The sequence below is a fragment of the Neobacillus sp. Soil_C_43 genome (assembly GCF_057656715.1).
Map to the genome: position 1 here is coordinate 875,085 of NZ_JBDGJV010000001.1, position 14,556 is coordinate 889,640.

Genomic DNA, 14,556 nt, shown 5'->3' on the forward strand with positions numbered 1-14,556 from the left:
ACTCAAAAGTCGCCTCTTTATTTTGTCATCAATCTCATCACAAAGGATGGTACAGATTTTTGAATCGACCGATAGGCAAGTCCATTAAAATAAAAGAAATAACTAACCCACCCACCAGATTTAATCATTCCTCTTGCCAGCTTACGGACATTTTTTTGCTTTCGTACTTTCTCATCTGATAAATAGATCCCTAGCAGACCACGATTGATTAGCTGGTGGAATTTTTTATGAGGGAGAAACTCTGTGTGCCTATCAGCTTCCACAACAAAATGGTTTAAACGATTAAACAGTGTTTCCTGATTTTCATAGTAAGCACAAAAATTCAGGTCACCCCCGGCAATATCCTCTTCTTGATCAATAAAATAATCCAACAAGATATGTAAGCCTTGAATATAAGGGAAATACCCTTTGCGAATGTTCTCAGCATCGCTGGTCTTAAAATCGTCGCGCATGGCATAGGAGACTAAACAAAAGATCCCCAATGTAGAACCTGAACATGCCGAGAATTCATACCATTCCATTTCAGGAAGTTGCTGTTGGTAATGATGAAACCATTTTTCTAGGCGTGGAACACGTTCATCCTGAACCACATGTTTATTTATTTGTAGGTCGCAATAATACTGACATAGTTCAAGTAGATAATCCTTGATCTTGTCGTAATGTTTTAATTCCCGTAATACTGAACGGCAGGTTTCCGATAAATCATGCAAATAATTATCGTCGTCTTGGTCTTCACGGAACCGGTAGTAGTTTTTATCCTCAGCGTGTAAAACCAGCGCATCTGACATGGACTCATGAAGGGCAGCAAAATCGATAGGATCAAGAGACGTACTTCGGTCACAAAGATTATCTAAATAATCACTAATCGTTTGGTAGGCCACAATGAATTTTATTGCTTTTTTATATTCTTCTTTGGCAGTTAGAGCAAGGATAGCTCCTCCTTCACAGTGGAAGGTTTTATGCTCTATACTTGCCAGGGCCTGTGTCCTTAGTTCAGGATTCGGGATTTTCTCAGCTCGGCTTTTCCAATAGGCCAATTCTTGATGGACTGCTGGAAGTACTTTGCGATAAACCCTGGACATGAGGGTGATTGGCATCATGAAAAAACATCCACCTTTCTATACGATATAGCCAATTGCTTTTAGTTGACTGTTTACAAAATCCTTGGCATATTCAAATACTTCTTCCCGCTCTGGCTCATTAAAGATTTCATGATAGCATTTTGGCCATTCCTTAAATCTTTTTTCAGATAATGGGGCGTGGTTAAACCATTCCTTAACGGTTGCCTTATTGACAATCAAGTCATCCCCACCCTGCATCACCAGCATGGGAATATCCTGTGTTTGATCCATAGTCAAGAATGCCTGCTTCATGGCAGCAACTAACTCTCTATACCATCTGACAGAGACTTTTGTAACGTATAGGGTATCATTGGAATCCGCTTCACGAACATCTTCATTTCTAGTCGCCATTTGAACGGTTAAGCCTGAATTCATCCGTAAAGACGGGAATACTACATTCAAACCGTAAGATAGAATGTCTAAAACTTTAGATGGGGATTTAACCAGGCCCAAACATGGTGATGACAAAATGACACCAGCAATGTTTAGCTTTTCTTCCTGTAATAAACGGATAGAAATTAATCCCCCCATACTATGTCCTAATAAAAATACAGGTAAATCATATCGGTAAGCCGCCTGAATCCAATCCTTTACCTCATAAATGTATTCGTCGAAGGAATCGATATGGCCACGGTTCGCCCTCGTTGTCATACCCTGACCGGGAAGATCGGCCATAATTACATGAAAGCCCGATGAACGCCACATTTCAATCAGCCAGCCATATCGCCCGTGATGTTCCATTGCACCATGAACCATCACGATGACTGCTTTTGCCTCCCCTTCCGCTTCCCATTTCCACATATATTTTCCCCCTAGAAAAATGTAATTGCTATTTGTTGAAAAGTTTATTTTACTATAGTCATTAAAAAAGATGAATTTTTTGAATTTCTGTTCGAGCATTCGCTACAATAGAGATATCATTGTAAAAGGAGCGAACAGAATGATTTACCCTTATAAAGATAAATATCCATTAATTGCTGAAAGCGCGTTTATTGCCGATTATGTAACGATAACTGGTGATGTTGAAATTGGTGAGCAGTCCAGTGTTTGGTTTAACTCAGTGATTAGAGGGGATGTTGCCCCCACCCGAATTGGTAATAAGGTAAATATCCAAGATAACTCTATCTTACACCAAAGCCCTAATAACCCGCTAATTTTAGAAGATGAGGTAACCATCGGTCATCAGGTCATCCTTCACAGCTGCATCATTAGAAAACGAGCTTTAATTGGCATGGGCTCCATTATCCTCGATCAAGCGGAAATTGGTGAAGGTGCCTTTATAGGTGCAGGCAGCCTTGTTCCTCAAGGTAAAATAATTCCACCTAATACCTTAGCATTTGGCAGACCAGCAAAAGTTATTAGAGAATTAACAGAAGAAGATATAAAAGATATGACAAGAATCTATACAGAATATGCAGAAAAGGCCCAATATTATAAGTCACTTCAATCATAAATTTTAAAAATAGGCTGCGTTAAAGAACAGTGTTGATATTTACACCCTGTTGATTGGAGCGGAAGGCACGAAGACTCCTGTGGGAGTATGGTTCAGGGGAGACCCCGCAGGCGCAAGCGCCGAGGAGGCTCGCCGAAACACCCACGGAAAGCGAAGTGCCTGGAGCGGAAATCAACAGGCAAGTTTAACAGAGCCTAAAAATAAAAAGAGGCTGACTCGATGCTCAAGAGTCAGCCTCTAAATATTAATGTTTTAGTGATTCTAATACTTTTTTCTGTGCAAAGTCACGTTGAAAAGAATAAACATCTTCAACGTACACTTGATGCCACACCATGAACATAAGAACCGTCCAAATCTTACGGCTGTTGTCCGCCTTACCTTGACAGTGGTCTTCAAGCAATTGCAATACATACGTTTTATTGATTAAATGATCCGTATTACTTTCACGGATTATTTTTTTCGCCCAATCGTTCATCTCATTTTTTAGCCAATGACGAATTGGAACAGGGAATCCAAGCTTCTTACGGTTAAGAACATGCTCTGGAACAACACCTTCAGCTGCCTTGCGCAAGATATACTTCGTTGTGCCATTAGCAGTTTTCAAGCTTGTCGGAATTTTAGATGCCACTTCAAAAACGGCCTTATCTAAGAAAGGGACACGAAGCTCTAACGAATGAGCCATAGTCATTTTGTCCGCTTTTAGAAGAATATCGCCGCGCATCCATGTATGGATATCAATATACTGCATTCGATCCACTGGATCATAGCCTCTCGATTCCGCATAAAGAGGATTAGTAATGTCTGTATACTTTAGTCCTTCATGGTACACATTCAATAAATCACGTTTTTCTTCTTCGGTGAACATCTTGGCATTTCCGATGTAACGCTCTTCCATAGGAGTTACACCACGCTCAATGAAGCTCTTTCCTTTAGTTCCTTCTGGCATCATATTGGCAATTCCTTTGAGAAGGACTTTCCCTACTCGAGGAATTTTGTTAAAAATCTCTAAATCTTGTGGCTCACGGTAGATGTTATAGCCGCCAAATAATTCATCAGCGCCCTCACCTGAGAGAACAACGGTTACGTGTTTTCTAGCTTCGCGAGCAACAAAGTAAAGTGGTACGCAGGCAGGATCAGCTAGGGGGTCATCCATATGCCACATAATTTTTGGAATTTCATTCATATATTCATCAGGAGTAATCACATAGCTGATATTTTCTACACCCAGTTTCTCCGCTGTTTCTTTTGCCACATCAATTTCACTGAAGCCATTGTGTTCAAAACCAACAGAGAAGGTTTTGATGGCAGGATGAAACTCTTTCGCAATAGAAGCAATTATAGACGAATCGATTCCACCAGATAGGAAGGAACCTACTGGTACATCACTACGCATATGCTTTTCGACTGAATCGAATAAAATATCACGAATTTCTTTTGTAAAGTCACTCTCAGATTTTTGAACAGGACTAAAATGTGCCTTCCAATAGCGCTTGATTTCCATTGGTGAGCCAATTTTTTTTGTGAAATAATGACCAGGCTCAAGCTTTTTAATCCCTTCTGACAAGGTATTGGGTTCAGGAACAAATTGATACGTTAAATAATGCTGAAGAGAATCATAGTCTAAAACATCATTTTCAAGTGCAAGCAAGATACTTTTCTTTTCTGAAGCAAAGAAGGTCTTCTCACCGTCTTCTAAATAAAAGAATGGTTTGATACCGAACGGATCACGGGCACCAAATAATCTTTGCTCTTGTTTATCCCAAATGACAAAAGCAAACATTCCACGCAGCTTTTCCACTGCTTTCTCTTTTAAATGACTGTATAAGGCAATAATAACCTCAGTATCAGAGCTCGTTGCAAACGAAAGGCCTTCTTTTACCAATTCCTCACGAAGCTCGACATAGTTATAGACTTCACCATTAAAAATAATCCAGTAACGTTCGTTTTCATATGTTAATGGCTGATGTCCACTCTCAATATCAATAATACTTAAGCGGCGAAATCCAAATTGAATATGTTCGTCATAATAAAAACCATCATCATCTGGTCCACGATGGGTAATGATATCGTTCATATTTTTAAATAGTTGTTTTTGTTCATCACTAAAGTTTTGTGTTTTGTCGTGTACACAACCGATAAAACCACACATTATGTACCTCACCTACTCCAATCTAAATTAAACATTTCTTTTATAAAAGGCTCTTAAACTTGACTGTTGATTTCCGCTCCAGGCACAAGCGGTTCGTGGGTGTTTCGGCGAGCCTCCTCGGCGCTAGCGCCTGCGGGGTCTCCCCTGAACCATACTCCCACAGGAGTCTTCGTGCCTTCCGCTCCAATCAACAGGGTGTAAAAATCAACACTGTTCTTTAACACAGCCTAAAAAACATCTCTATAATACTACCACTTTTTTATTAAAATAACACTGTGAACTTATAGGTAATTTTCATACCATCATTTTTCACTTCTTTAGACCTACTTAAACATTTTATTCCAATAATCAATTACGTACCAACCATTTAGACGAAAAAAGAAAAAGAGAGTTACATTTAAAATGCAACTCCCTTCTATTAGGGTATTCGCTTGAGGGCGAATGATTTTTAGTGATTTGCTGCTTGTTCTTTTAATGTGTCTGCTTTGTCTGTACGCTCCCAAGGAAGATCCACATCTGTACGGCCAAAATGTCCGTAAGCTGCTGTCTGCTTGTAGATAGGACGGCGAAGGTTCAACATGTTAATGATACCAGCTGGGCGTAGATCAAAGTTTTGTTCTACTAAATCAACTAATACATCTTCACTTACTTTGCCAGTGCCAAACGTATCAACAGAAATGGAAACCGGTCTTGCTACACCGATTGCGTAAGCAAGTTGAACTTCACACTTCTCAGCAAGTCCTGCAGCAACAATATTCTTTGCTACATAACGTGCTGCATAAGCGGCAGAACGGTCAACCTTTGTAGGATCCTTACCAGAGAATGCGCCACCGCCGTGACGTGCATAGCCACCGTAAGTATCAACAATGATTTTACGTCCTGTTAAACCAGCATCCCCTTGAGGTCCGCCGATAACGAAACGGCCTGTTGGGTTAATGAAGTATTTTGTATTTTCATCGATTAATTCTTGTGGAACAACCGGATTGATCACATACTCTTTCAGATTACGTTGAATCTGTTCTAATGTAACTTCAGGGTGGTGTTGAGTAGAAATAACGATTGTATCAATACGAACTGGTTTATCGTTCTCATCATATTCAACTGTTACTTGTGTCTTTCCATCCGGACGTAGGTAAGGAAGGAGCTCTTCTTTACGAACTTCTGTTAAACGGCGTGCAAGCTTGTGCGCAAGGGAAATTGGAAGCGGCATAAGCTCCTTTGTTTCATTACATGCGAAACCAAACATTAAACCTTGGTCGCCTGCACCAATTGCTTCAATTTGCTCATCTGACATTTGGCCTTCACGAGCTTCAAGCGCTTGGTCAACACCCATCGCGATGTCAGGAGACTGTTCATCGATAGAAGTTAAAACTGCACATGTTTCGGAGTCAAATCCGTATTTTGCACGATTGTAACCAATGCTTTTAATTGTTTCACGAACAATTTTTGGAATGTCCACGTAAGTTGAAGTAGTAATCTCGCCAGCAACCAAAACTAAACCAGTTGTAACTGAAGTTTCAGCAGCAACACGTGCATTAGCATCTTTTGCTAAAATAGCATCTAAAATGGAATCAGAAATTTGGTCACAGATCTTATCGGGATGACCTTCAGTTACTGATTCAGAAGTGAACAAACGACGTTTTGTTGACATCTGAATTCCTCCTATATAGTGAGATAAGTGAGGTTATCTGTGTGGGTATGTAATGACCTTGCCGTTTAACCTCGGATTGATACGGAACTCATTCCCTTAGTAGTATGAAATAAATACAGGGTTTTTATTAATTAAACAATATTCTGCAATAACCCCATAGAAAATTCTAACGATGGAATAAATAGAAGCGATTATATAGCACGAAATCATTTGCAAACAAAAAACCTTTCCATCTCTGAGGAAAGGTTGATAGCAAAAGTTTTGCGCGCCTTTCACTCTTATCGTTCAAGGCTAGGCCTTGCTTCAGGTTTAGCACCTTTGCCCGAAAATAATAATAGAAGAAAACCTACTACTATCTTGCTTTCGTTTGCAGGTTGCTGGGTTTCATTGGGCCTGTCCCTCCACCAGCTCGGGATAAGAGAGTATCCGTTCAAGGGTAAATAATAACCTACACTGTCGAACAATGTCAATGCATTTTTCAAGAAATTTAAATTTAATCCATACAACCTATTTTTCATTAATTAGTATAGATTATTTGAATAAATGTGTTATACTTTTTATTAAATTATTACCATTAAAAACATGGAAAAAGGAAGGTTGCAGTAGATGAATTCTGTTCATATTCCCAATGACTTAAAACAAATGTTATCAGAAAGTAATGTCCACGTGCAATTATCAGTTCCCCAGTTAGTAGAAAAGATCTTATGTCGTAACGAAGGTTCTTTAACTTCGACTGGCGCTGTAAGCGTTTCAACTGGTAAATATACAGGCCGCTCACCTCAAGATAAATTCGTTGTGATGGAAGAGTCCACAAAGGATAAGATTGCTTGGGGTTCGTTGAATCAACCTATATCTGAAGAAATATTTACGAAACTTTATCAAAAAGTCCTAAATTATTTAAAACAACAAGAAGATATTTTTGTTTTTAAAGGATTTGCAGGAGCAGATAAAAAATCCCGCTTACCTATTCAAGTAGTGAATGAATTTGCCTGGCACAATCTTTTTGTTCATCAACTATTTATACGTCCATCAGAGGATGAACTGCTTTCACATGACCCAGGATTTACGGTGATTTCAGCACCTAATTTTAAGGCAGATCCTAAGGTCGACGGAACCAATTCAGAAACCTTTATCATCATCTCATTTGAACGCCGCATTGTTCTCATCGGTGGAACTGAATATGCAGGTGAAATGAAAAAGTCCATTTTTTCCGTAATGAATTATTTATTACCGGAAAACAATATTTTCTCCATGCACTGTTCTGCGAATGTAGGAATTGAGGGAGATGTCGCTCTATTCTTTGGTCTATCAGGAACAGGGAAAACTACTTTATCCGCCGATCCAAATCGCCGTTTGATTGGTGATGATGAGCACGGCTGGTCCTCTAACGGTGTCTTTAATATCGAGGGAGGGTGCTATGCGAAATGCATTAATCTTTCCAGGGAAAAAGAACCACAAATATTTGATGCTATTCGGTTTGGAACTGTTCTTGAAAATGTAACGCTTAACCTAGAATCGCGGGTCCCTGATTATGATGACGGAACGTTAACAGAGAATACTAGGGCAGCATATCCAATCGATGCCATTGATAATATTGCCAAACCAAGTATTGCAGGGCACCCGAATACGATTGTCTTCTTAACAGCAGACGCGTTCGGGGTGTTACCTCCTATCTCAAAATTAACAAAAGAACAGGCTATGTATCACTTTTTAAGTGGGTATACGTCTAAGCTTGCCGGCACGGAACGTGGTGTAACCTCTCCTGAGGCAACGTTCTCAACCTGCTTTGGTGCACCATTTTTACCACTTCCTGCTACTCGCTATGCGGATATGCTCGGTGAAAAAATTCTTGAGCATAATGCGAACGTATTCCTTGTGAATACAGGCTGGACTGGCGGAGAATATGGAGTTGGAAGCAGAATGAAGCTCGCTTACACAAGAGCCATGATTCAAGCGGCACTTGAAGGGGAATTAAACCATGTTGAGACAACGAAAGATGAAATCTTCGGATTAAATATTCCACTTCATATTGCGGGTGTTCCTGATGAAGTGTTACAGCCAAGTAAAACTTGGTCAGACTCAGATGCATATGAAAAGAAAGCAAAAGAACTTGCAGCAAAGTTCCGCGAAAACTTCAGAAAATTCACGGATGTATCCGTTGAAATTGAAGAAAAAGGCGGTCCAATTGCCTAAATAGGAAAAGCCCATATCATTCATTTGATATGGGCTTTCTAACTTCTACAGCCTCCGAATGTTTTAACACGCTAAATCGGTATTTGCCGCTCTTTTTAATTTGAAAATCACCTGTATATAATGAAACCTTTCTACCGTCAGTTGTTGTGTAGTCTGTTTTGTCTTTAAATGTAAAGGTAGTCACTTCAGCATTTTCTATTTGAAATAACTCTAGTTCAATTTCAGTTGGAAGATTGTCACCTTCAACTTCAATCACAGCATCCTCATAAAAACCAGCGTATAAATCTTCTTGGGATATCATTAAGGTAGAATTCCCTATTTTAATATAAGGTTCCTTCACATAAATGGAGAATGTACCTACCTTTTTATTTCCAGCAGTAAAGGTAAGGTTGTATACACCAGATAAAGTAAATGGCTCAAAACTTGTCATGGCATGGCCATCAGACCCATATTTGCCACCAGATATCACAGTTGTTGCTAGATGTTCCTTTACACCTGTTTTCACATGGACAGCATCTACTTTAAGTGGTTTATTGGCAAAATCCTTCTCGTAATCTCCCCATAAATAAATCATGATTTTTGACACAGAGCGCTTATCTTTCGCAATCCATTCCGTTGGCGCCAACAAACTGACTTTATTAGGAATGCCGAAATTGCTGTCTACATAATGTGCACCATTCTTATCCATCAGGGCAAAGAAATCTCCCTGCTCTACACGCTTAGTCGTTTCCCCTTTCGAACCTGTTCGAATAGCATCGTTTTCCTTACTACTTGAAAAATAAAGAATCGGGGCAATTAGAATCAGGACAAACACAGCAGCCAATGCAGCAAATCTTTGAAAATTAATAGGGTTGCGCTGTTTACGACTGCCAGACTCACCAAGAACTTTTAACATTTCTGTCCTCTGCCTCGTGTTTAACTCATGTTTAGGGAAATCCGCCATCACTTTAAGTAGTTCTTTATCCGATAATTGACTCAAATTGCTCCCCCTCCTTAAGTCGCTCATTTAGTTTTTTGACAGCTCGGTAAAACGTTACGTTCACTTTATTTTCTGACCACCCAAGAACCTGCCCCGCTTCTTGTGAAGACAACTCACTAATTCCCCTAAGTAGGATGATATCTCGATAGTGGGGTTTTAGCGCATTAATCGCCTCATATAAATGGGTATATTCCATTTTTTTAACGACCTTCTCTTCAGCCCCTTGTTCCTGAAGTTTGGGTGATTCGAGATTTATCAATTGTTTCAATCTGTTCCAGCCCGACTTCTTTCGGTAAAAATCAATAGCCGTATTCCGCGCTATGGAGATCAGCCATGTTTTGGGACTGGATTCATTTTTAAAACGGTTTATAGCTCTAATCGCCCGCAAGAATGTCTCTTGGACCAAGTCCTCGACATCGGTGGTACCGGTATAATAAACAAGATAATTTGTGACATCCTTTTCGTAATCGATGAACCATTTCTCTATTTGATGGGCCCGTTCCAACCAAATTCCCCCTTTCTCTGTCTACCATTGATAGTAACTACTTATTAGACGTATCTTCCAATCTTTTCTTACACTTTTTTCAAATAAAAAAAAGCAGGTAACTTTTTACCCGCTTAATTCGTTGAGTTTAACGAAACTAATTGATATGTAATAGTGGTATTTCCCTGCTGCCACTCCACTTTTTTAATTAAAGCTGTCCCGCTTGAATCGCTGTCCATCGTTTTTCTCACATCAATGGGAATGTCAATCGGATAGAGCCTATAGCCTTCTTTTTCCATTACGAAAAGATTTTCCTCTACCCTTTTCTCTCTACCTTTTGTTACAATCATCGTATTTAACTCAAGGGGCATACCCATAGCAATCCGCTCCTCTGCTTGTATTAATTGTATTTTATCATCTTTTGCCTTGCCTTTTCATCCACTTTGTGGCATCTTCCACGACTTTTCTATTTATTGCAGGTGGAAAATAGTGTGTAAACTCATCAAAATACCAACATTCGACTGCTTTGTTTAAGACCCTAAGCCGCCTCTCTAATCGATAGGAGTGCTCAACGGAGACGTTGTGATCGTTCACACCGTGAATGATTAGTACTGGAGCCGTAAGTTGTTCCAATTGGTAAAGAGGAGTCCTTTCCTGATAACGTTCAGGATATTTTTCAGGAGTCCCACCAATAACTCGTTTCATCATTTTTCGTAAATCTAGCCGCTCCATATAAGTTAATGACATATCACTAACCCCACCCCAGGTGACTACGGATGCTGCCTCTGGAAAGTTTATGCCAGTCATCAGGGCCATAACACCGCCTCGTGAAAAACCAAATATATGGATTTGACGGACTCTAGGTAGTGAGTGTAACAGTGAAAAAGCAGAAAAAGCATCTTCCCGGTCTTCCCCTGCAAAATCTTCATTCCCTTCACCGCCCTGATTCCCACGATAAAAAGGTGCAAAAACGATAAAACCTTCAGCCGCAAACTGAGCAATCCGGGCAGGCCTTACTTTACCCACATTTTTTATTCCTCCACGTAAATAAAGCAGTCCATCATATAATCCTTCTTCAATCGGCTCTGCCAGCATCCCTTTTACGCGTAAACTACCAGATTGGTAGGTAATCACCCTTAATTCCACTTTTGGATTTGGAGATGGAAAGCGGTAGCTCTCAAGTATTTTTCCATTATTGTCATTGTTCATTTCAATTCTTCCCTAAAAATTATTTGTTCCTAGGCATTCACACATTTTTCTCAACCTCATACGATATCTTAGGCAATTAGCCCAGATTCTTTTACGGAAATAAGGAGGTTCTTTTGTATGAAAAAATGGTTAAGATTCAGTTTCTCCTTTCTTCTTATCGGTATACTTATGATTTCATTAGCGGCTTGTAATAATGATTCCTCGAACGAACCAAAGAAACTAGAAAAGGTGCGTATTGCAGAGGTGACACGTTCCATTTTCTACGCTCCTCAGTATGTGGCCTTAGCAAAAGGATTTTTCAAAGAGGAAGGTTTAGACGTGACACTAGCAACGACAGCTGGCGGTGACAAGACGATGACGGCCTTACTTTCTGGAGGGGCAGATATTGCACTAGTCGGCTCGGAAACATCCATTTATGTCTACGCTCAAGGGGCTAATGACCCAGTAATCAATTTTGCCCAACTTACCCAGACAGATGGCACTTTCCTTGTTTCAAGAGACAAAATTGACAATTTCTCTTGGGATCTACTAAAAGGAAAAACCTTCTTAGGACAGCGCAAAGGTGGCATGCCACAGATGGTTGGCGAGTTTGTTCTTAAAAAACATGGAATTGATCCACAAAAGGATTTAAATCTCATCCAAAACATCGATTTTGCCAATATTGCTAATGCTTTTGCCTCTGGCACAGGAGAGTTCGTTCAGCTATTTGAACCAACGGCGAGCATTTTTGAAAAAGAGGGTAAAGGTCACATTGTCGCTTCCTTCGGTGAAGAATCTGGCCATGTCCCTTATACAACATTCATGACCAAAGAAAGCTACTTGAAAGAACATAAGAGTACTGTTGAAAAATTCACGAGAGCCATTTACAAAGCACAGCAATGGGTAGAATCCCACAGTGCCGAAGAAATTGCTAAGGCTGTCGAACCATACTTCCCTGACACAGATTTTGAGATTATGAAAACCGTTGTTGACCGTTATAAGAGCCAAGGCTCCTTTGCCACTGATCCTATCCTAGACGAAGAAGAATGGAACAATCTCCAAAACATTATGAACGAAGCCGGTGAGCTTCCAAAAGAGGTGGATCATAAAACCCTAGTAAATACGGAAATCGCATCAAAAATAATCAAAAAATAAAAGGAAAGGGAGGCCGTCCACATGAGTTTTTTAACCGTTCAAGATGTCCAGCACATATATTTTACCAAAGCCAATGCCACCACGGCCCTCTCCGATATTTCACTAACAGTTGAGGAAGGAGAATTTATCTCCCTCCTCGGCCCTAGTGGCTGTGGAAAAACCACCTTGCTATCGATCATATCCAGCTTACTTAAACCGACAAAAGGAACGATATTGTTAGAAGGTCAGCCCGTTTCTACATCTAAAAATGAGATTGGATACATGCTACAGCAGGATTACCTGTTTCCTTGGAAAACGATAGAAGAAAATATTTTAATTGGATTGAAATTATCCAATCAATTAATTAAAGAAACTAGAGAAAACGCCCTAGACTTACTCAACCAAATTGGCTTAAGCGGAGTAGAAAAACAACTTCCTAAGCAATTATCTGGCGGTATGCGTCAAAGGGTCGCTCTTGTACGGACACTAGCGACACAACCCAAATTGCTTATGCTTGATGAACCCTTTTCTGCCCTAGATTATCAAACCAAACTCAAACTTGAGGATCTTGTGTCCCAAACTTTAGAAACCTTTGGTAAAACAGCCATTCTTGTTACCCATGATATTGGCGAAGCCATTGCAATGAGTGATCGTGTCTATTTGCTCTCACCAAGTCCTGGAAGAATTCACAAGACGTTTGAAATGCCTAAGGAGTTAAAAAGGCTGTCACCCTTTGAAGCAAGGAATCATGAATTGTATTCAGATATCTTTCAAATGATATGGAAGGAGTTGGAATCCCTTGAACCAGAACAAGAATAAGGTAGAACTCCTCCATAAAAAGTACATTCATTCTTTAAAAATTGAACAAAGATGGATCCGATTTTATCAGGCTGTCATTTTTATCGCCTTTTTTTCTACTTGGGAACTAGCCAGTCAGAAGCAGTGGATTGATCCGTTAATTTTTAGTTCTCCCTCAAAAATTTGGCACCTATTTTTAGATAAAATCAAAGATGGGTCCCTCGTATCCAATCTAGGTGTCACCTTAACAGAGACCATTTGTGGATTTATTATTGGAACTCTATTGGGAGTTGTACTGGCTGCCGTCCTCTGGTGGTCACCTAGGATACAAAAGATCCTCGATCCCTATTTGGTCATTTTAAATGCTATGCCAAAAGTAGCACTAGGCCCGATATTAATTGTAGCCTTGAGCCCTGGGTACCCTTCTATTATTGCCATGGGTGCAATCATCTCTATCATCATTACCACGATTGTTGTGTATACGTCCTTTAAGGAGGTGGACCCCAACTACTTAAAAGTATTGCAAACTTTCGGGGCATCACGCCTTCAGTGCTTTAAGGAAGCCATTTTACCTGCAAGTTTTCCGACGATGATTTCTACTTTAAAAGTAAATGTCGGTCTATCCTGGGTAGGTGTTATTGTTGGTGAATTTCTTGTTTCTTCCCGTGGACTTGGATACATGATTATCTACGGTTTCCAAGTATTTAATTTTACACTCGTATTCTTATCACTTTTAGTTATAGCTGTAGTTGCCACGATTATGTATCAGCTGGTTGAATTGCTTGAAAAGAAACTAATTAAAGAGTAGTGGATTGCGAAGAAGCTTCCACTATTCTTTTGGTTTTTGCTTAATATGACGGATACATTCTTCAATGACTTGATCCTTCATGATAAAACTAAACTGATTTCCCATTCTTAATTCCAATACATTACCCTCGAGCATGACAGGCCCATTTGTTTCATGATAGTTGTTTGTCCTATCCATTTCTTTTACTTGTCCCCAAAAAACCGCTTTAACAAATGCACTGCTTTGATCGCTCACTTTGTACTCTGCAACAAATTGTAGTTGTCCCAGAATAGCTCCTGTTTCTTCAAATGTTTCTCTTCTTGCTGCTTCTTCAAGGGTTTCAAAGGGTTCTACTTTTCCTCCAGGAAATTCTAAGCCCCTTTTTTTATGATTCGTTAAAATCCACTTGTTCCCTTGTTGGCAAATAACCAGTACATGTTTGGCCTCTTCTTCAAAGGCCTTTTGTTTGAAATCAAGTTCTACTTTATTTCTATTCTGATCGAAAAACTGTATCATTAAAATACCGCCCTATTTTTTTGCTCTGTTAAAATTGCCTGTTGATTTCCGCTCCAGGCTCTTCGCTTTCCGTGGGCGTTTCGGCGAGCCTCCTCGGCGCTTG

General features: G+C 39.8%; 14 protein-coding genes and 1 riboswitch. Of the genes, 5 read left to right on the plus strand and 9 right to left on the minus strand.

The genetic code is table 11. The annotated features are described in order from the left end of the window. Positions 1-17: 17 nt before the first annotated feature. Together AC3A54_RS04530 and AC3A54_RS04535 are read right to left on the minus strand one after the other, a co-directional pair. Positions 18-1,100 carry a tetraprenyl-beta-curcumene synthase family protein gene (locus AC3A54_RS04530; protein WP_487653461.1) on the minus strand — a complete coding sequence of 361 codons (1,083 nt, stop codon included), beginning with the start codon at positions 1,098-1,100 and terminating at the stop codon, positions 18-20. Positions 1,101-1,118: 18 nt separating this feature from the next. Then, a complete protein-coding gene (locus AC3A54_RS04535; protein ID WP_487653462.1) occupies positions 1,119-1,922 on the minus strand; it encodes a lysophospholipase in 804 nt (267 codons plus the stop codon). 139 nt (positions 1,923-2,061) lie between these two features. Between AC3A54_RS04535 and AC3A54_RS04540 the strand changes: the two genes are divergently transcribed. After that, positions 2,062-2,574 carry a gamma carbonic anhydrase gene (locus AC3A54_RS04540; RefSeq protein ID WP_335544160.1) on the plus strand — a complete coding sequence of 171 codons (513 nt, stop codon included), beginning with the start codon at positions 2,062-2,064 and terminating at the stop codon, positions 2,572-2,574. Positions 2,575-2,818: 244 nt separating this feature from the next. Here the strand turns inward: AC3A54_RS04540 and asnB are convergent, their stop codons facing one another. Together asnB and metK are read right to left on the minus strand one after the other, a co-directional pair. Further along, positions 2,819-4,723 carry an asparagine synthase (glutamine-hydrolyzing) gene (asnB, locus tag AC3A54_RS04545; RefSeq protein WP_335544161.1) on the minus strand — a complete coding sequence of 635 codons (1,905 nt, stop codon included), beginning with the start codon at positions 4,721-4,723 and terminating at the stop codon, positions 2,819-2,821. 448 nt (positions 4,724-5,171) lie between these two features. After that, on the minus strand, positions 5,172-6,374 hold the full coding sequence (metK, locus tag AC3A54_RS04550; protein ID WP_308082824.1) for a methionine adenosyltransferase: 1,203 nt from the start codon (positions 6,372-6,374) through the stop codon (positions 5,172-5,174). 275 nt (positions 6,375-6,649) lie between these two features. Next, positions 6,650-6,795, minus strand: a riboswitch (SAM riboswitch). 185 nt (positions 6,796-6,980) lie between these two features. On the opposite strand from metK, the gene pckA reads away from it, so the two are divergent. Then, positions 6,981-8,567, plus strand: coding sequence for a phosphoenolpyruvate carboxykinase (ATP) (gene pckA / locus AC3A54_RS04555; protein ID WP_487653463.1), 1,587 nt, complete (start codon positions 6,981-6,983; stop codon positions 8,565-8,567). A 16-nt stretch (positions 8,568-8,583) separates the two neighbouring features. On the opposite strand, the gene AC3A54_RS04560 is transcribed toward pckA, so the two are convergent. From AC3A54_RS04560 to AC3A54_RS04575, 4 genes are all read right to left on the minus strand, one after another. Further along, complete coding sequence (locus AC3A54_RS04560) at positions 8,584-9,546, minus strand: hypothetical protein (RefSeq protein WP_487653464.1); 963 nt, start codon at positions 9,544-9,546, stop codon at positions 8,584-8,586. Continuing rightward, positions 9,527-10,051, minus strand: a complete 525-nt coding sequence (locus AC3A54_RS04565) for an RNA polymerase sigma factor (RefSeq protein WP_487653465.1) — start codon at positions 10,049-10,051, stop codon at positions 9,527-9,529. Before AC3A54_RS04565 ends, AC3A54_RS04560 begins: the two co-directional genes overlap by 20 nt. A gap of 113 nt (positions 10,052-10,164) precedes the next feature. Then, positions 10,165-10,407 carry a DUF2584 domain-containing protein gene (locus tag AC3A54_RS04570; RefSeq protein WP_335544166.1) on the minus strand — a complete coding sequence of 81 codons (243 nt, stop codon included), beginning with the start codon at positions 10,405-10,407 and terminating at the stop codon, positions 10,165-10,167. A 37-nt stretch (positions 10,408-10,444) separates the two neighbouring features. Continuing rightward, positions 10,445-11,239 (minus strand): alpha/beta hydrolase family protein, encoded by a 795-nt coding sequence (locus tag AC3A54_RS04575; protein ID WP_487653466.1) that lies wholly within the window; start codon positions 11,237-11,239, stop codon positions 10,445-10,447. A 117-nt stretch (positions 11,240-11,356) separates the two neighbouring features. Here AC3A54_RS04575 and AC3A54_RS04580 point away from each other — a divergent pair, with 117 nt between their 5' ends. Genes AC3A54_RS04580 through AC3A54_RS04590 form a run of 3 tightly spaced genes read left to right on the plus strand, consistent with a single transcriptional unit; the run spans position 11,357 to position 13,958 of the window. After that, on the plus strand, positions 11,357-12,373 hold the full coding sequence (locus AC3A54_RS04580) for an ABC transporter substrate-binding protein (protein WP_335544168.1): 1,017 nt from the start codon (positions 11,357-11,359) through the stop codon (positions 12,371-12,373). Between the two features lie 21 nt (positions 12,374-12,394). After that, positions 12,395-13,171: an ABC transporter ATP-binding protein gene (locus AC3A54_RS04585; RefSeq protein WP_487653467.1), complete on the plus strand. Its 777-nt coding sequence runs from the start codon at positions 12,395-12,397 to the stop codon at positions 13,169-13,171. Continuing rightward, positions 13,152-13,958, plus strand: a complete 807-nt coding sequence (locus tag AC3A54_RS04590; protein WP_487653468.1) for an ABC transporter permease — start codon at positions 13,152-13,154, stop codon at positions 13,956-13,958. Before AC3A54_RS04585 ends, AC3A54_RS04590 begins: the two co-directional genes overlap by 20 nt. A gap of 21 nt (positions 13,959-13,979) precedes the next feature. Here AC3A54_RS04590 and ytkD read toward each other — a convergent pair whose 3' ends face one another. Continuing rightward, positions 13,980-14,453, minus strand: coding sequence for an RNA deprotection pyrophosphohydrolase (gene ytkD, locus AC3A54_RS04595; protein WP_487653469.1), 474 nt, complete (start codon positions 14,451-14,453; stop codon positions 13,980-13,982). Between the last annotated feature and the right edge of the window lie 103 nt (positions 14,454-14,556).